Origin of the sequence: Micromonospora sp. M61 (assembly GCF_018070245.1) — a bacterium.
Lineage (GTDB): Bacteria > Actinomycetota > Actinomycetes > Mycobacteriales > Micromonosporaceae > Micromonospora > Micromonospora zamorensis.
This window is the reverse complement of sequence record NZ_JAGPYA010000074.1, coordinates 1-17,802: the sequence shown is the minus strand read 5'-3', so window position 1 is coordinate 17,802 and position 17,802 is coordinate 1. Positions and strand designations below refer to the sequence as shown.

General features: G+C 72.5%; 11 protein-coding genes. 7 read left to right on the top strand and 4 right to left on the bottom strand.

What is annotated here, in order from left to right; genetic code table 11:
• Positions 1-37 precede the first annotated feature (37 nt).
• From KBX34_RS29260 to KBX34_RS29235, 6 genes are all read left to right on the top strand, one after another.
• Positions 38-3,454, top strand: a complete 3,417-nt coding sequence (locus KBX34_RS29260) for an error-prone DNA polymerase (RefSeq protein WP_210928189.1) — start codon at positions 38-40, stop codon at positions 3,452-3,454.
• Positions 3,455-3,548: 94 nt separating this feature from the next.
• Positions 3,549-3,725, top strand: a complete 177-nt coding sequence (locus tag KBX34_RS29255) for a hypothetical protein (protein ID WP_172862076.1) — start codon at positions 3,549-3,551, stop codon at positions 3,723-3,725.
• A 67-nt stretch (positions 3,726-3,792) separates the two neighbouring features.
• Positions 3,793-4,569 (top strand): methyltransferase domain-containing protein, encoded by a 777-nt coding sequence (locus KBX34_RS29250; protein WP_210793869.1) that lies wholly within the window; start codon positions 3,793-3,795, stop codon positions 4,567-4,569.
• Positions 4,566-5,732 carry an alkaline phosphatase family protein gene (locus KBX34_RS29245; protein WP_210793870.1) on the top strand — a complete coding sequence of 389 codons (1,167 nt, stop codon included), beginning with the start codon at positions 4,566-4,568 and terminating at the stop codon, positions 5,730-5,732. Before KBX34_RS29250 ends, KBX34_RS29245 begins: the two co-directional genes overlap by 4 nt.
• Positions 5,733-5,795: 63 nt before the next feature.
• Positions 5,796-7,058: a DNA polymerase IV gene (locus KBX34_RS29240; RefSeq protein ID WP_088949395.1), complete on the top strand. Its 1,263-nt coding sequence runs from the start codon at positions 5,796-5,798 to the stop codon at positions 7,056-7,058.
• 116 nt (positions 7,059-7,174) lie between these two features.
• Positions 7,175-7,573, top strand: a complete 399-nt coding sequence (locus KBX34_RS29235; RefSeq protein WP_088949394.1) for a DUF3040 domain-containing protein — start codon at positions 7,175-7,177, stop codon at positions 7,571-7,573.
• A 584-nt stretch (positions 7,574-8,157) separates the two neighbouring features.
• Here the strand turns inward: KBX34_RS29235 and KBX34_RS29225 are convergent.
• Genes KBX34_RS29225 through KBX34_RS29215 form a run of 3 tightly spaced genes read right to left on the bottom strand, consistent with a single transcriptional unit; the run spans position 8,158 to position 13,007 of the window.
• Positions 8,158-10,632 (bottom strand): DUF3488 and transglutaminase-like domain-containing protein, encoded by a 2,475-nt coding sequence (locus tag KBX34_RS29225; RefSeq protein WP_210793872.1) that lies wholly within the window; start codon positions 10,630-10,632, stop codon positions 8,158-8,160.
• 16 nt (positions 10,633-10,648) lie between these two features.
• Positions 10,649-11,947, bottom strand: coding sequence for a DUF58 domain-containing protein (locus KBX34_RS29220; RefSeq protein ID WP_088949392.1), 1,299 nt, complete (start codon positions 11,945-11,947; stop codon positions 10,649-10,651).
• A 1-nt stretch (position 11,948) separates the two neighbouring features.
• Positions 11,949-13,007, bottom strand: a complete 1,059-nt coding sequence (locus KBX34_RS29215) for a MoxR family ATPase (protein WP_088949391.1) — start codon at positions 13,005-13,007, stop codon at positions 11,949-11,951.
• A gap of 404 nt (positions 13,008-13,411) precedes the next feature.
• Between KBX34_RS29215 and leuS the strand changes: the two genes are divergently transcribed.
• Positions 13,412-16,252, top strand: a complete 2,841-nt coding sequence (gene leuS / locus KBX34_RS29210; RefSeq protein ID WP_210928185.1) for a leucine--tRNA ligase — start codon at positions 13,412-13,414, stop codon at positions 16,250-16,252.
• Positions 16,253-16,430: 178 nt separating this feature from the next.
• Here leuS and KBX34_RS29205 read toward each other — a convergent pair whose 3' ends face one another.
• Positions 16,431-17,702, bottom strand: coding sequence for a hypothetical protein (locus tag KBX34_RS29205; protein WP_210928183.1), 1,272 nt, complete (start codon positions 17,700-17,702; stop codon positions 16,431-16,433).
• Positions 17,703-17,802: the final 100 nt, after the last annotated feature.

Here is a 17,802-nt window from a genome sequence, read left to right as displayed (position 1 = left end):
TCGCGGAGGTCGAGTCGATCAGGGTGAGGGTGCGGGAATGAGCTTCCACAACCCGAAGATGCCCTGGTCGGAGCTGGAACGGGTGCTCTCCGGGCGGGGCAGTGGCAGCTCCGGGCGGGGCGACGGCGGGTCGGGCGGTTCCGGCGGTTCCGGCGGCGGGCGGTCGCGCGACGAGCGGCACCTGCACGTGGTGGACCCGCTCGCCGTGGACGCCGACGGGGGAGACTCCCCGGCCTGGAGCCGCCACCGTGAGCGGTACCAGCCACCGGAGCTGACCCGCCCCGACGGGGTGGTGCCCTACGCGGAGCTGCACGCGCACACCAACTTCAGCTTCCTCGACGGTGCCAGCCATCCCGAGGAGTTGGCTGAGGAGGCGGCCCGGCTGGGGCTCACCGCGCTCGCCGTCACCGACCACGACGGCTTCTACGGGGTGGTCCGCTTCGCCGAGGCGGCCCGCACGCTGGGCCTGCCGACCATCTTCGGCGCGGAGCTGTCCCTCGGGCTGCCCGGCCCGCAGAACGGCGAACCCGACCCGCACGGCGCGCACCTGCTGGTGCTCGCGCACGGCCATGAGGGGTACGCCCGGCTGGCCACCACCATCGCCCGCGCCCAACTGCGCGGCGGGGAGAAGGGCCGCCCGGTCTACGGAGAGTTGGAGGAGGTCGCCGCCGAGCTACGCGATCACGTGCTGGTGCTGACCGGTTGCCGCAAGGGGCACGTGCCGGGCGCGCTGCTCACCGAGGGGGTGGACGCGGCGGCCCGCGAGCTGGACCGGCTGACCGCGCTCTTCGGTGCGGAGACGGTGGCGGTGGAGCTGACCGACCACGGCCATCCTGTCGACGCCGACCGCAACGACGCGCTCGCCGACCTGGCCACCGCGGCCGGGCTGCCGACGGTGGCCAGCAACAACGTGCACTACGCCACGCCTGGCCGGCGTCGGCTGGCCACCACCGTCGCCGCCGTCCGGGCCCGACGCAGCCTGGACGAGATCGACGGCTGGCTGCCCGCGGCGGCCACCGCCCACCTGCGCAGCGGCGCGGAGATGGCGGCCCGGTTCGCCGCGTACCCGGGTGCGGTGGCGCGGGCCGCCGAGTTCGGCGCCGAGTTGGCCTTCGACCTCCAGCTCGTCGCGCCGCAGTTGCCGGCGTACCCGGTGCCACCGGGGCACACGGAGATGAGCTGGCTGCGGAAGCTGACCGCCGACGGGGCGCGGGAGCGCTACGGGCCGCCGCAGGCGCACCCGACGGCGTACGCGCAACTCGACCACGAGTTGAACATGATCGAGGAGTTGGGCTTCCCCGGCTACTTCCTGGTGGTCTACGACATCGTCACGTTCTGCCGTGAGCAGGACATCTACTGCCAGGGTCGGGGTTCGGCGGCCAACTCGGCGGTCTGCTACGCGTTGAGGATCACCAATGTGGACGCGGTCCGGCACCGGCTGCTCTTCGAGCGTTTCCTCGCCCCGGAACGCGACGGCCCACCGGACATCGACGTGGACATCGAGTCCGACCGTCGGGAGGAGGTGATCCAGCATGTCTACACCCGCTACGGCCGGGAGCACGCCGCCCAGGTCGCCAACGTCATCTCCTACCGGCCCCGGTCGGCGGTGCGCGACGTGGCCAAGGCGTTCGGCTACTCGCCGGGGCAGCAGGACGCCTGGAGCAAGCAGATCGACAGGTGGGGCTCGGTCGCCACTGTCGACGTGGAGAACATCCCGGAGCAGGTGGTGGAGTACGCCAACGAGTTGCAGACGTTCCCACGGCACCTGGGCATCCACTCCGGCGGCATGGTGATTTGCGACCGGCCGGTGATCGAGGTCTGCCCGGTGGAGTGGGGGCGGATGCCCGGGCGCAGCGTCCTGCAGTGGGACAAGGACGACTGCGCGGCGGTCGGCCTGGTCAAGTTCGACCTGCTCGGGCTGGGCATGCTCTCCGCCCTGCACTACGGCTACGACATGATCGGCCAGAGCCTCGACCTGGGTGACATGACGCTGGACGACCCGGAGGTCTACGACATGCTCTGCCGGGCCGACTCGGTCGGGGTGTTCCAGGTGGAGAGCCGCGCCCAGATGGCCACCCTGCCCCGGCTCAAGCCCCGCGAGTTCTACGACCTGGTGGTCGAGGTGGCGTTGATCCGGCCCGGCCCGATCCAGGGCGGTTCGGTGCACCCGTTCATCCGGCGCAAGAACGGCCAGGAGCCGGTGACCTTCGCGCACCCGCTGATGCGCAACGCCCTGGAGAAGACCCTGGGTGTGCCGCTGTTCCAGGAGCAGTTGATGCAGCTCGCCATCGACCTGGCCGGCTTCGACGCGGCAGAGGCCGACCAGTTGCGCCGGGCGATGGGCGCCAAACGGTCGGTCGAGCGGATGACCCGTATCGCCGACCGGCTCTACGCCGGGATGGCCGAGCGGGGCATCACCGGTGAGTTGGCCGACGACGTCTACCGCAAGCTCACCGCGTTCGCCAGTTACGGCTTCCCGGAGAGCCACGCGATGAGCTTCGCCTACCTGGTCTACGCCAGTTCCTGGCTCAAGCGTTACCACCCGGCGCCGTTCCTGGCCGCGCTGCTCAACGCCCAGCCGATGGGTTTCTACTCCCCACAGACCCTGGTCGACGACGCCCGCCGGCACGGGGTGGAGGTTCGTCGCCCGGACATCAACGCCAGTGCGGCGTTGGCGGTGCTGGAGTCCACCCCGGACACCCGGTGGGGCAGCGGGCCGGGGGAGCCGCCGCACGCCTGGGGGTTGGGCGGCCCGGCGGTCCGGCTCGGCCTGTCCAGCGTACGGACCCTCGGCGCCGACGTGGCCGAGCGGATCGAGGCCGAACGGGCGGTCGGTGGGCCGTACCGGGACATGCCTGACCTGGCCCGGCGGGTCGGTCTCACCGCCGCGCAACTGGAGGCGTTGGCCACCGCGGACGCCTTCGCCTGTTTCGGGCTGACCCGGCGGCAGGCGCTGTGGGCCGCCGGCGCGGCCGCCCAGGACCGGCCGGGACGGCTACCCGGCACGGTGACCGGCGCGGCGGCGCCCACGCTGCCCGGGATGGAGGCGGTGGACCGGCTGGTCGCCGACGTGTGGGCCACCGGGCTGTCGCCGGAGAGCCATCCCGCCCGGTTCATCCGGGGTCAGCTCGACGTGCTCGGCGCGGTGCCGATCGCCCGGCTCGGCCGGGTGGAGCCCGGCCAGCGGATCCGGGTCGGTGGCATCGTCACCCACCGGCAACGTCCGGCGACCGCGGGCGGGGTCACCTTCCTCAACCTGGAGGACGAGACCGGGATGCTCAACGTCACCTGTTCGCCGGGGTTGTGGCAGCGCTACCGGCGGGTGGCCCGCACCAGCGCCGCGCTGGTGGTCCGGGGGCGGTTGCAGCGGAACGAGGGGGTGACCAATCTGGTCGCCGACCGACTGGACGCCATCGAGCCGCCGGTCAGCCCCGCCTCCCGTGACTTCCGCTGAGAGAGTGATCCACATTACGGTTTCCCGGGTCGTTGGGCGGGAGACTCGTCACGAGCGGGCAGAGCCGCCCGTGATCCGTGAGGGGGAATGACAAGTGACGGGCAATCACGCGTACACCGGTGGAATCGCCAACGCTCGGCGGACCCGGCTGGGTGCCGGTTGGGTGCCGTCGCACCTCGCCGACCCCCGGGAGTACGAGGTGACCAACGGCCCGGTGGCCAACGAGCGCCGGTCCCAGGCGGAGGACGAGGCCGAAGGCACCGAGTCCTGACCGACCCTGGCACCGCACACCCGACCGGACGTGTGGCGGGTGCACCCGCCACACGTCCGCAGCGAGGATGGACCAGGTGACTAGGCTCGACCGGGTGGAGCAGACCCGAGGCCGGTTCACCGGGCCGCCGCTGACCCCCCGTACCGCCGTGATCTGGTCGGTGCTCCGCGCCGAGCTGGACCGGCGCGGCGACGTCGAGCTGACCGTGCTGGACGTGGGTGGCGGCACCGGCGGTTTCGCCGTTCCGCTGGCCCGCGCCGGGCACCGCGTCACAGTGGTCGACGCCAGCCCCGACGCGCTCGCCGCGCTCACCCGCCGGGCCGCCGAGGCCGGCGTGGCCGACCGGATCGCCGCCGTGCAGGGCGACGGCGACGCCCTCGCCGGGCTGGTCGAGCCGGCCGGCGTCGACCTGGTCCTCTGCCACTCCGTGCTGGAGGTGGTCGACGACCCGGCACCGGTGGTGACCGCGTTGGCCACCGCGCTGCGTCCGGGCGGCGCGGCCAGTGTGCTCGTGGCCGGGCGGGCCGCCGCCGTGCTGGGCCGCGCGATGAACGGCCACCTCGACGTCGCGACCGCGCTGGCCGCCGACCCGGCCGGCACCGCCGGACCACGGGACACGCTGCGCCGACGCTACGACGCCCCGGGCGCCGCCGCGCTGCTCGGCGCCGCCGGTCTCGTGGTCGAGGAGATCCACGGGGTACGCGTGCTCGCCGACCTGCTGCCGGCCGCGGTCGCCGACGGGCAGTCCGCCGCCCTGGTCGAGTTGGAACGCGCGCTGGCCGCCCAACCTCCGTACCGGGACCTGGCCGCCCAACTGCACCTCTTCGCCCGCCGGCCGGCATGAGCGACACGCCACCTGAGGCGCCGCTGACGGTCCTCGGGCCTCACCACGGCGGCGGCCGTCTCGCCGACGTGCTGCCCAGCGCGCTCGCCGTGCTGGGCGTTCCCGGCTCGGCCGACCCGCTCGCGCTCGTCCCCGCGTTGGCCGGGGTACGCCGGATCGCCGTGCTCCTGGTCGACGGGCTCGGCTGGTACCAGCTGCCGACCGCCGCCCCGTACGCGCCGACCCTCGCCGGGCTCGCCGCCACGGTGGCCCGGCCGATCATCGCCGGTTTCCCGTCCACCACACCGACCAGCCTGGTGACGCTCGGCACCGGCGTCGCGCCGGGCGCGCACGGGGTGCTCGGCTTCACCGTGCGGGTGCCCGGCACCGACCGGGTGCTCACCCACACCGACTGGGCCGCGGACCCGTCGCCGCTGCACTGGCAGCCGGTGCCCACCCAGCTGGAACGGGCCCGCGCCGCCGGTGTGACGGTGACAGTGGTGAGCCGGCCGGAGTTCGGCGGCAGTGGGCTGACCCTCGCCGCCAACCGGGGCGGCGACTTCCGGGGCGCCGCCGGTGGGGACGCGGTGGCCGCCGCCATGCTGGCCGCGCTGGCCGCCGGCCCGGGCCCGACCCTGGTCTCCGGCTACCACGCCGACCTGGACCGGCACGGCCACCTCAGCGGCGTCGACTCAGCACCCTGGCGGGTCGCCGCCACCGAGGTGGACGCCCTGATCGCCCGGTTGGTCGACGGGCTGCCGTCGGACGCGGCACTGCTGGTGACCGCCGATCACGGCCAGCTCGACATTCCCGCCGACCACCGCTTCGACCTGGACACCGACCCACGGCTGCGCGCCGGGGTGCGGGTGGTGGCCGGTGAGGCCCGGGTGCGCTACCTGCACGTCGAGGAGGGCGCGGTCGACGACGTGCGGGCCGCCTGGTCCGAGGTGCTGGGCGACGCGGCGCGGGTACGCACCCGCGACGAGGTGGTGGCCACCGGCTGGTTCGGTCCGGTGCCCGAGGAACACCTGGGGCGGATCGGCGACGTGGTGGTGACCTGCAACGACACGTACGCGGTCATGGCCAGCCGCACCGAGCGGCCGATGGCGTCGAAGCTGGTGGCGTACCACGGGTCGGACACCGCGGCCGAGCTGACTGTGCCCCTGCTGGTCGTCCGCGGCTGACCGGCGTACCGGTGCGGCCCGCCGGTGACTGGTGGTGTCGTACCTCCGGGTTAACCTGCCGGGATGGGCCGCAGCCAGTCGTTGCCCCGGGGCGACGACGATCCGCGCTTCGGGCCGGACGCCGACGACTCCGGCAGCCCGATCCTGCACGTCGACATGGATGCGTTCTTCGCCGCCGTCGAGGTGCGCCGCCGACCCGAGCTGCGCGGCCGGCCGGTGGTCGTCGGCGGCGTCGGGCCACGCGGGGTGGTCAGCTCGGCCAGCTACGAGGCCCGCCGGTACGGCGTGCGCAGCGCGATGCCGACCAGTCAGGCCCGAGCCCGGTGCCCGCACGCCGTCTACCTGCCACCTGACTTCACCGCCTACACCGAGGCCTCCCGGGCGGTCATGCAGATCTTCCGCGACGTCACCCCGCTGGTCGAGCCGTTGTCCCTCGACGAGGCGTTCCTCGACGTGACCGGCGCCCGCCGGCTCTTCGGCTCCCCGGCCACCATCGCCCGGCTGATCCGCCGTCGGGTCGCGACCGAGCAGGCGCTGACCTGCTCGGTCGGGGTGGCGCCGAGCAAGTTCGTGGCCAAGCTGGGCTCCACCCGGGCCAAGCCGGACGGGTTGCTGGTGGTGCCCCCGGGGCAGGTGCTCGACTTCCTGCACCCGTTGCCGGTGGACGCGCTGTGGGGGGTGGGGGAGCGCGCCGCGGAGTCGCTGCGCCGGCTCGGCCTGACCACCGTCGGCGATCTCGCCGAGGCGCCGGTGGGCATGATCCGTCGGGCGGTCGGCGCCGCCTCGGCGGCACACCTGCACGAGTTGGCCTGGGGACGGGACCCGCGCGGGGTCAGCCCGGAGCACGTCGACAAGTCGATCGGCGCCGAGGTGACCTTCGACGTCGACGTGGCCGACCCACTGGAGATCCGCCGCGCGCTGCTCGCGCTCAGCGCGAAGGTCGGCGTCCGGCTGCGAGGCTCCGGGCAGGTTGGGCGCACCGTCGCCCTCAAGGTCCGGCTGGCCGACTTCCGCACCGTGAGCCGCTCTCGCACCCTCGACGTGCCCACCGACACCGCCCGCGAGATGTTCGACACGGTTTGGGCGCTCTACACCGTTTTGGACCCGGGTGAGCGGATCCGACTCGTCGGCGTCCGGGTCGAAGGGCTCGCCCCGGCGCAGGGCGCTCCCCGGCAGCTCACCCTCGGCGCGCCCGAGCATGGTTGGCGCGAAGCGGAAGCTGCCGTGGACGCCGCTGCTGCCCGTTTCGGGCGGTCCGTCATAGGTCCGGCCAGTCTGATGGGCGACCGTGACAGCCGTCGAAACGAAAATCCACCCCACCCGTAGGTCGTCCCGCTTTCCGACGCGCGAGCCCCCTCGTAGACTTGCGGGTAAGCAGCCGGATGGCTGCCACGGTCTGTCGGCCCGAATGGGCCCGACCAACGTGACCGGGGAGGAGTGCCGTGCCGCTCTCGGAGCACGAGCAGCGGCTGTTCGAGCAGATCGAGCAGTCGCTTGCCGAGGACCCCAAATTCGCCTCGGCCGTGCGCGCCAGCGATCCGCGCTTCCATGCGCGGCGTCGCCTGCTCGTCGCCGCCGGCGTCATCATCGCTGGCTTGGCTCTACTGGTCTATGGCGCGGTGATCAAGACTCCACCGCTGGCGGTGGCGGGCTTCGTCGTCATGCTGGCGTCGGCCGCGTTCGCGTACCAGTCGCACCGGCGGGCACAATCACCTGACCTGCACGTGGTGGGCGGCACGACGAGTCGTCGTCGCCCCCGCGGTGGCCGATCCGGTCGCAAGTCGTCACTCCTGGACCGCATGGAGGACAGGTGGCGGCAGCGCCCGGAGGGACACCGGTAGGCCAGTCCCGCCCCTGAGGCGGGACGTACGCCGCTGAGGCGGCCGTACGTCGCGACGAGTGGGTCGCCGGGCATTCCCGCCGGCGACCTCAGTGGCATCCGCGCGCCCCTCTGCGTGCCGCCTCCTATCCGGCGGCTTCCTTGCCGGTGATCTTCCTTCCCGCGGTCTTCCTTCCCGCGGTCTTCCTTCCCGCGGTCTTCCTTCCCGCGGTCTTCCTTCTGGCGGTCCCCTTTCCGCCGGTCTCTCTCGTGTCTCCCCGGGCGCGAGCGCCGGCTCTCCCGGAAACGCTGACCCAGCCCACGGCAGCCTTGCGGCCCCCTTTCCCCATGATCGTGCTCCGCATTCCGTGATCACTTGATGGTCAGTAGTTGCGGGAAGCCGTTTGCAACTACTGACCATCAACTGATCATGGCTCGCTGGCTCGCTGGCTCGCTGGCTCGTTGGCCCACGGGTCGACGGGCGACGGGGGACCGACGCGGGTGGCGGGGCGGGGTGACCCGCGCCGGGGGCGCTGGGCGGTGGCGACTGATGCAGAGTGGGGCGGCGGTCCACCGACCGCCGCCCCACACCTGGACCTGCGTTGTTCAGCGCGCCGCCCGGTCGGCCATCAGCCGTCGTGGGTTCCAGCGCAGCAGTCGGTACCGGGTCCGCCCGGTCAGCGCCGCCATTCGACCGGACGTGTCCGCCATGCCGGTCCTCCACCGCAGCAGCACCGACGGCGGCAACACGGCGGCGAAGATGCGGGTCCGTCGGTCCGCCCGTGCGGCGAGCGCCCCGCGGACCGTGCGCAGCGCCGGCAGCAACCGCTCACCGGTCAGCGGATCCCGCGCGTAGCGGGCCCGTTCCTCCGCCTTGCCGAGCAACCGCGCCGACTCCACAGCGGCGGTGTCGTCGCTGAGGGTGTCCCGGATGAGCCGGTCCGCGGTCGCCCTCGGCGTCTCGGTGAGGTCGACCGGAACCCGGAAGTCCACCAGGGTGTCGAGCAGCTCCGACCAGGCGGCGTGCGCGTCCGCGCGGGCGCGGTTGGCGTCCGCGGCGACCGTGACCAGGCGGGTCCCCGGCTCGGTGCCGTCGGCGACGGTGGTGGCGGCCACCGTGGCGCTCGCCGCCCGGCCACCGCGTCGGCGCCGCAGCGCGACCCGGCGCAGAGCAGGCACCGCCAGGAGCAGCAGCAGGGCCAGCATGCCGGCCGCCCACCAGGGCCAGGTCGGCGGCTGTTCGTCGGGCGTCGTTCCGCCGAGGGCAAGCCCCTCGTCGGTGTCCCGGTCGGCGTTGTCCGGGCCGGCCGGCCCAGCTGAGGCCTCGGGGCCCGTCGGGGCGTCCGTGACACCCGTGCCCGGGGTGGTCGGATCCGGTGCGTCGGTGTCCGGTGCCCAGGCCGACCGGGTGGAACCGGGCACCCCGGACGCCGGGGTGGCGTCGAAGGGCACCCAACCGAGGCCGTTGAAGAAGACCTCGGTCCAGGCGTGCAGGTTGAGGTTGGTCAGCGTGAAGGTGTCACCGTCGCGCTTGCTGCCGTTGGTGAAGCCGAAGGCCACACGGGCTGGGATCCCGGCCGCGCGGACCAGCCAGGCCATCCCGGCGGCGTACTGCTGGCAGTAGCCGACCTTGTTGGTCAGGAAGTTGACGATGTCCTGCCCGCTGCTGCCGCTCTCGGTGCTCAACCGGTAGCTGAACCCGTTGTCCGCCGAGAAGTGCTGGTAGATGGCCAGCACCCGGTCGTAGTCGGTGCGCTTGCCCTGGACCAGCCCCTTGACCAGCTCTTCCACCTCCGGCACCCGCTCGGGGGTGGCGGTCAGCTGCCGGCGTACCGGGAGGTCGGCCCCGAGCGGCTGCGCGGCCCGCAGCACCGCCGGAGTGTATGTCGAGCGGACGTAGTCGAAGGAGTACTTGCGGCCCCGGGAGTTTTCCCGGTTGGAGAAGACGACCTGCTGGTTGGGGTCGTAGAGCCAGTTGCCGTTGAGGTCCTCGGTGCGCACCGGCTCGGCGTACACCGGCATCAGCCCCATGCTCAGGCTCTTGGTGACCTCGACGGTCGCCCGGTAGGTGGTCTGCTGCACGCCCCGATCGGCCGGTTTGGCCGGGTCCGGCAGGTCCCGGTTGGCGGGCCGACCGCTCGGGCTGCGCGCCTGGAAACCACCCGGGCGCAGCTCGTCGGCGACCGCGTAGCGCAGGTAGAACGGGCTCTGTTCGGACGTGGTGACCTTGACCAGATCGGCTACCTGGGACTGGTTGAGCTGGCCGGCGAGCGAGGCGAACAGGTCGATCCGACCCGATGTGCCGCCCGAGCCGGTGCCGTTGCCGGTGCCGTTGCCCGAACTCCGGCTGAGGGAGTCGAGCAGCCCGCCGGTCATGCCGGGCACCGCCAGCGGCAGCATCACCGCCAGAGCCACCCCGACCGCCGCGAGCCGGCGGCCGGCGGACGCCAGCGGCGAGGCCTCCCACACGTCGACGTCACGGCCGTCACCGGTGAAGCGGCGCCCGAAGCGGCGTACGCGGTCCACGTTGTCGGTGACCAGCAGCCAGAGGTAACCGGCGGCGCCCACCACGAACGGCACCGCGGGGACGCTGTCCACGTAGACGGCGACCGGCACCGAGTAGATGGCGAGCATCGGCAGCCCCGCCAGCGCGGGTCGGCGCAACCCGACGGCCAGTACGTCGACCAGGACGGCGACCCCACCGACGCCGAGCACGGTGATGAACAGCAGCGGGTCGGTGTCGGGGACCTCGACGCCGTACGAGCGCATGTCCTGCATGGAACCGGCGAGCAGATCGTTGAAGTGCGCGAGCGTGCCCGGCGTGGGCAGGACGGCGAGCAGCTCCGCGCCGCTGGGGAACAACCAGGTCAGGGCAAGGAGCAGGCCGGCCAGCATGCCCAGCACCTGACCCCACAGGGGGGCCCGGGCGAGGCGGGTCAACGCGGCCACCCCGGCCACCACGGCGACCGCGATGACGGACTGGATGAGCCACGTCCAGCTCTGGAAGATGGCCGACAGCGGCGCGGCGGCCAGCAGGGTGGCCGTGGCCGCCACCAGGCCGATGTTCCGACTGGCGATCATGAGGGGAACCTTCCGTTCATCGCACGCCGCCGGCCACCGTCTCGGCCAGTGCGGCGCGAAGCGCGAAGCCCTGGGAGCCCCGGCCGGCCTGCGGCCACAGCGCGGGCAGTCGGCCGCCGTGGTCGACACCGACCACCCGCCAACCGCTCTGCAGCATGGCGAGGACGGCGGCGGCGTGCGCGCGTTCCGCCTCGGCACGGGCCTTCTCCGGCAGGCTGAGCCAGGTGGAGCTGTTCAGCAGGAAGCCGACGCAGGTGGCGCCGTTGCCCCGCAGGCCGGCCAGTAGCTCGGCCTCGGCCACGCTCACCGTGCCGAACAGCCCGATGATCAGACCACCGTCGGCGCGTTGGCGGACCCGTTGCACGAGGTCGGTCAGCTCCGCGCGCTGATCCAGTCGGACCTCCGCGAGGTGATCGAGCAGCGCCCCGTCACCGCCGGCCTCCGAGGCGTCGACATCCGCCCCCGAGCCGGTGACCAGGCGCAACTTGTAGCCGGCCTGGCGCAGGTGGACGGCGATGCTCGCGGCGGCGGAGACGGACCACTCGAAACTGGCCGTCGGCCCCTCGCCGCGGTGGCCGTACGCGCGGGTGTCCAGGACGACAGTGGCCCGGCTCTCCCACGGCTGCTCCTCGCGACGCACCATCAGCTCGCCGGTGCGTGCCGTGGACTTCCAGTGCACCCGGCGCAGGTCGTCGCCACGCCGGTATTCCCGGGTCGCCGCGTCGTCCTCGCCGTGCACCGCCACCGAGCGGGCCCGGCTGTCGCCGCTGCCCGCGTACTCCCCGGGGAGCCGGACCGACGGCAGTGCGGTGACCTGCGGGATGACCGTCAGGTGGTCGGTGCTGGGGAAGGACCTGGTGAGCTCGCAGAGACCGAACGGGTCGGTCATCCGGACCACCAGCGGGCCCACGTCGTAGCGACCCCGAACGTCGGCACGGACGGTGTACGCCACGGAGGTGGCCTGGTGCGCGCCGAGCCGCTCCAACACCACCCGGGGCCGGCTGCCCAGCGCGTAGGGCAGCCGGTCCTCCAGGAGCAGGGTGCCGGTCGGCAGCCGGGAGAGGTTCTGCAGGCGCAGCACCACCCGGGAGTTGGCGCCGACCGGAACCCGGTGCGGGTCCAGTGAACGGTTGCAGGCCAGCTTGTAGCGGCTGCGCCCGACGTAGGCCGCGGCCAGCAACGGCAGGATGGCCAACAGCACAGCCACCCGGAGCAGGTCCTTCTCGCCCAGGATGGCGGCCGAGATCGCCGCCGCGATGGCGGCGGCGAGGAAGGAGCGCCCGCGGGTGGTCAGCCCGCGTAGCCCGGCACGCACGTCATGGCCTCCGCGGCTCGTAGGGCGCGCGGCCGTTGCCGGTGCCGGTGCCGGGGCGGGTGTCGTACGGGTTGCGCTGCCTGTCGTGTGGCAACGGCAGGCGGTGCACCAGCTCGGAGACGATCGCGTCGGTGGTGCGTCGGGCGAGCTGCGCGTCGGCCGTCGGGATGATCCGGTGCGCGAGCACCGGCACCGCCAGGGCCTGCAGGTCGTCGGGGAGCACGTAGTCGCGACCCTCCAGGGCGGCGACCGCCCGGGCGGTGCGCAGCAGTTGCAGGGTCGCCCGCGGGGAGGCGCCGAGCCGCAGGTCAGGTGCCTCGCGGGTGGCGGTGACCAGGTCGATCGCGTACTGCTTGACCGCGTCCGCGACGTGCACCTGCCGGACGGTGGCGATGAGCTGTCGGACGATGGCCGCGTCGGAGACCGAGCGCAGCTCGTTCAGCGGGTCGGTGGCCCCGTGCCCGTCGAGCATGGCCAGCTCGGCGTTGGAGTCCGGGTAGCCCATCGCGATACGGGCGGTGAACCGGTCGCGCTGCGCCTCGGGCAGCGGGTAGGTCCCCTCCATCTCGATCGGGTTCTGGGTGGCGATGACCATGAAGGGGGTCTGGAGCTGGTAGGTGACACCGTCGACGGTGACCTGCCGTTCCTCCATGCACTCCAGCAACGCCGACTGGGTCTTCGGCGAGGCCCGGTTGATCTCGTCGCCGACCACCAGGTTGGCGAACACGGCACCGGGACGGAACTCGAAGTCGTGGGTCTCCTGGTTGTAGACGCTGACGCCGGTGACGTCGCTGGGCAGCAGGTCGGGGGTGAACTGGATCCGTCGCACCGTGCAGTCGATGGACCGCGCCAGGGCCTTGGCCAGCTTGGTCTTGCCGACACCCGGCACGTCTTCGATCAGGAGGTGACCCTCGGCGAGCAGGACGGCCAGGGCGAGCCGCACGGTGGCGGTCTTACCCTCGATGACCTGCTCGATGTTGGCCACGATGGCCTCGCTGGCGGCGCGGAACTCGTCGTGCGGCAATAGGCCGCCCACCTCGTCCCAGGTCTGTTGTGTCACGGGCCTCCTCCTCGTCGCCATGACGGCAGCTCTGTATAGAGCACCTGGACCCGCCGTTGGGTTCGCGACGTCGAGCCTCGTCTGCCGCAGGAATCTCACTGGTCTCTCAGGCTAACCATGTTTGTCGTTATCGCCGACCCCCGCAGGTAGTCCGTCGGTTACGCACCGATATTCGCCATGTCGGGGGACCGGATCCGACCTCACCCCGGGGGCCGGCATGGGCAACGGCGCGCGGGGTACACTGCCGGACATGGCCGGAGTCTTCCTGCTTCTTACCGGGCCGTGCTGATGCGCTGAACGCAGCGACAGCACGGCGGCCCCTCCTGTGCGAGGGGCTTTTTTGTGCCCGCCGCCGGCCCGGCCCGGTGGTGCCGAGACGAAGCGAAGCGAAGCGAGGAGAGACGATGAGTGAGGCAGCCGCACCGGCGGGCGACATTCCCCCGTTCCGGTACACCGCGGCCCTGGCCGACGAGATCGAGATTCGTTGGCAGGACATCTGGGCGCGCGAGGGCACCTTCCACGCACCGAACCCGACCGGCCCGCTGGCCGACCCGACCCACCCCCGCGCCGGCGCGGAAAAGCTGTACGTGCTGGACATGTTCCCGTACCCGTCCGGCGCCGGCCTGCACGTCGGCCACCCGCTGGGCTACATCGGCACCGACTGCTACGCCCGCTACCAGCGGATGGCCGGCCGCAACGTGCTGCACGCGATGGGCTTCGACGCGTTCGGCCTGCCCGCCGAGCAGTACGCGGTGCAGACCGGCACCCACCCGAGGACCACGACGGTCGCGAACATCGAGCGGTACAAGGCGCAGCTGCGCCGGCTGGGGCTGGCGCACGACGAGCGCCGCTCGGTGGCCACCATCGACACCGACTTCTACCGCTGGACCCAGTGGATCTTCCTGCAGATCTTCAACTCCTGGTACGACCGTGACGCCGGCCGGGCCCGCCCGATCGCGGAGCTGATCGCGGAGTTCGAGGGTGGCAACCGGTCCACCCCGGACGGCCGGGCGTGGGCCGAGCTGAGCGTCGCCGAGCGCCGCCAGGTCGTCGACGACCACCGCCTGGCGTACGTCTCGCAGGCCCCGGTGAACTGGTGCCCGGGGCTGGGCACCGTGCTGGCCAACGAGGAGGTCACCGCCGACGGCCGCTCGGAGCGGGGCAACTTCCCGGTCTTCAAGCGCAACCTGAAGCAGTGGATGATGCGGATCACCGCGTACGGCGACCGCCTGATCGACGACCTGGACACCCTGGACTGGCCCGAGCCGATCAAGCTGATGCAGCGCAACTGGATCGGCCGTTCCACCGGTGCGCACATCGACTTCCCCACCGGGCAGGCGCCGGTGCGGGTGTTCACGACCCGACCGGACACCGTCTTCGGTGCCACCTACATGGTGCTGGCGCCCGAGCACGAGCTGGTCGACCCGCTGGTGCCGGCCGCCTGGCCGGACGGGACGAGGGACGCCTGGACCGGCGGGCACGCCAGCCCCCGGGCGGCCGTCGAGGCGTACCGCAAGACGGCAGCGGCCAAGACCGACGTCGAGCGGCAGTCCGACACCAAGGAGAAGACCGGCGTCTTCATCGGCGCGTACGCCACCAACCCGGTCACCGGCGGGCAGATCCCGATCTTCATCGCCGACTACGTGCTGGCCGGCTACGGCACCGGCGCGATCATGGCGGTGCCGGCTCAGGACGAGCGGGACTGGGCGTTCGCCGAGGTCTTCGAGCTGCCCATCGTGCGCACCGTGCAGCCGGCGGAGGGCTTCGACGGCAAGGCGTACACCGGGGACGGCCCGGCGATCAACAGCGCCGCGCCCGAGCGCGGCCTGGACCTGAACGGCCTGGGGGTCGCCGACGCCAAGGCGGCGATCATCTCCTGGCTGGAGGCGAACGGGCACGGCACCGGCGCGGTGACCTACCGGCTGCGCGACTGGCTGTTCTCCCGCCAGCGTTACTGGGGCGAGCCGTTCCCGATCGTCTACGACTCCACCGGCGCGGCCATCGCCCTGCCGGAGGAGATGCTGCCGGTGGAGCTGCCGGAGGTGGACGACTTCTCGCCGAAGACGTTCGCCCCCGACGACGCCGACAGCAACCCGGAGACCCCGCTGTCGCGGCGGCGCGACTGGGTCGAGGTCGAGCTGGATCTGGGTGACGGGCCGCAGCGCTACACCCGCGAGACCAACGTGATGCCGCAGTGGGCCGGCTCCTGCTGGTACGAGCTGCGCTACCTGGACCCGACCAACAGCGACCGGTTCGTCGACGCGGAGAACGAGCAGTACTGGATGGGCCCGCGCGGCGACGGCGACTGCGGGGGCACCGACCTGTACGTCGGCGGCGCCGAGCACGCCGTGCTGCACCTGCTGTACGCGCGGTTCTGGCACAAGGTGCTGTACGACCTGGGTCACGTGTCGTCGTTCGAGCCGTTCCGCAAGCTGTTCAACCAGGGCATGATCCAGGCGTACGCGTACACCGACTCGCGCGGCAGTTACGTGCAGGCCGAGGAGGTCATGGAGCGCGACGGCGCCTACTACCTGGGTGACCTGACGGTCAACCGCGAGTACGGCAAGATGGGCAAGTCGCTGAAGAACGTGGTGACCCCCGACGACATGTGCGCCGCGTACGGCGCGGACACCTTCCGGGTGTACGAGATGTCGATGGGCCCGCTGGAGGTGTCCCGCCCCTGGGAGACCAGGGCGGTGGTCGGCTCGTACCGGTTCCTGCAGCGGGTCTGGCGGGCCGTCGTCGACGAGCAGACCGGGGCGCTGCGGGTCACCGAGGACCCAGCCGACGGGGCGACCCGCCGGTTGCTGCACACGGTGATCGACGGGGTCCGTGGCGACATGGACGGCATCCGGTTCAACACCGCGATCGCCAAGCTGATCCAGTTGACCAACGGGCTGACCGGGCTGTCGGCGACGCCCCGCGAGGTGGCCGAGCCGCTGGTGCTGATGGTGGCGCCGTTCGCCCCGCACCTGGCCGAGGAGCTGTGGCGCAAGCTGGGCCACGACACCTCACTGACGTACGCGGATTTCCCGACCGCCGACCCGGCGCTGCTGGTGGCGGACACGGTGACCTATCCGGTGCAGGTCAACGGCAAGGTCCGTGGCCGCATCGAGGTCCCCGCCGACACCGCCGAGGAGGCCGTCCGCGCGGCTGCCCTGGAGGCGGTGGCCGCAGCGCTGGCCGGTAAGGAACCCCGCAAGGTCATCGTGGTGAAGGGCCGGATGGTCTCCGTCGTCGCCTGACAGCCCTGTCGATCAGGGCGGCGGGCGGTCCGGCGCGAGCGATACGCGCCGTGACGTCTACGGAGGCGGTCACCGCGTTGAGCGTGATGACTCAGAGGCATCAATATGCCTCTGAGTCATCACGCTCTCCGGCGCATCCGCCGCCGCTCGCGGCAGGCGGGCCCGTGCAGTCGCCGGATCAGCTCGACCAGCCGCCCGGCAGTTGCGCTCCGGTGGTCACGGGCAGGCCGGCAGTGGCGGCAGCCGGTCCGGGCGCAGCAGCGAGTACGCGTGCTGCTGTGCGGGGTCCGAGTTGTTGTCCCACCAGCAGCGCCTGACCCGAGACGACAGCGTGGGCGTGATCGGCGGTCAGCCGCACGTACGACCCGGTTCGCAGGTCGGCCACATACCAACCCAGGTGGTACTCGAAGATCACCAGGTCCCCGACGGCCGTGGGCCTGCTGATCTTGTGGAAGGGGTCGACGGTCGGGGGCCTGGTGCCCGGTGGCAACGAGGTAGCGGCAGCCGGAGCCGGCGGAGGGGTCACCCGGAACACGCGGACCGGTGCCGCCCAGTCCGGTCGCCAGACGGTCAGGGTGCGCTCGTCGCGCGACACCCAGGCCGTGGTCCGGCCGTCGGTGGTCACGTCGACTGTGGTGCCCGGTCCCGGGCTCGGCTGCGGCGCGGACCCAGCCCTACCGTCCGGACCGACCGCGTTCAGGCGACCCGTGGCCCGATCGAACCAGAGCAGGTCGGCGCCGTGGAACCCGACACCGCCCACCGGCCCGGTGGCCACAGTGCGGACCGTCCCGGCAGCCAGATCGTGCAGGGTCAGCTCGTTCCGGTCCTCGCCGAGGATCCTGGTGACGGCGAGCTTCCCGTCGCGCAACGGGGGCCGGAAGAGGAAGTCCCCGGTGCCCAGTACCTGCCGTGGTGCGGCCCCCGACTGCGCGTCCCAGGAGAAGAGTTCGGAGCCACCGCCGCCGTGGGGTGCCGCCCGCGCCAGGCTGCTGCGCGCGTACACCAGCCAGCGCCCGTCGAAGACGCCCCACAGTGGGAAGGTGAACATGTCTGGCATGGTGGCCACCTCCCTCCGTTGGCCGTCCTCCTGCTGCCAGACCAGCGTCATCGAGCCGCCGCGCTGCACGGTGGCGAACGCGGAGCGGCCATCCGGCGCCGGGGTGAGCGCCGCCCACCGTTCCCCGGGCTCCTGCGGAAGGCGACTGTCACGGATCGCGTCCTGCCAGCTCGGTGGCATGGCGACCGGGCAGAAGTCGGCGAGCGGCGGGGCGGTCACCCGTGTCGCGGGCGGTGCCGCGGCCGTGGCGGCCGGCGACGATGCGGCCGGTGGATCACCCGGGGTGCACGCCGCGAGCAGCGCCGCCGCGAGGGCCGCAACGAGGGCGACGGCTCGGGAGCCGATCCTGGCTCGGGGCAAGGGCTTGGCGGGCTCAACCGGTGGTTGCAACACCCTTCCGTGATGTTCGTTGGGGTGGTTATGGCGTCGAGGTTGAGTCCGTTTGAGCGGGAGCAGATCGGGTTGGGTCGGGCTGCGAGTGAGTCGTTGCGGT

Bases quoted from the DNA above. Each gene is read 5' to 3' on its own strand.
- KBX34_RS29245 (WP_210793870.1), top strand. From the start codon at position 4,566: ATGAGCGACACGCCACCTGAGGCGCCGCTGACGGTCCTCGGGCCTCAC.
- KBX34_RS29240 (WP_088949395.1), top strand. From the start codon at position 5,796: ATGGGCCGCAGCCAGTCGTTGCCCCGGGGCGACGACGATCCGCGCTTC.
- KBX34_RS29260 (WP_210928189.1), top strand. From the start codon at position 38: ATGAGCTTCCACAACCCGAAGATGCCCTGGTCGGAGCTGGAACGGGTG.
- KBX34_RS29250 (WP_210793869.1), top strand. From the start codon at position 3,793: ATGGACCAGGTGACTAGGCTCGACCGGGTGGAGCAGACCCGAGGCCGG.
- KBX34_RS29225 (WP_210793872.1), bottom strand. From the start codon at position 10,632: ATGATCGCCAGTCGGAACATCGGCCTGGTGGCGGCCACGGCCACCCTG.
- leuS (WP_210928185.1), top strand. From the start codon at position 13,412: ATGAGTGAGGCAGCCGCACCGGCGGGCGACATTCCCCCGTTCCGGTAC.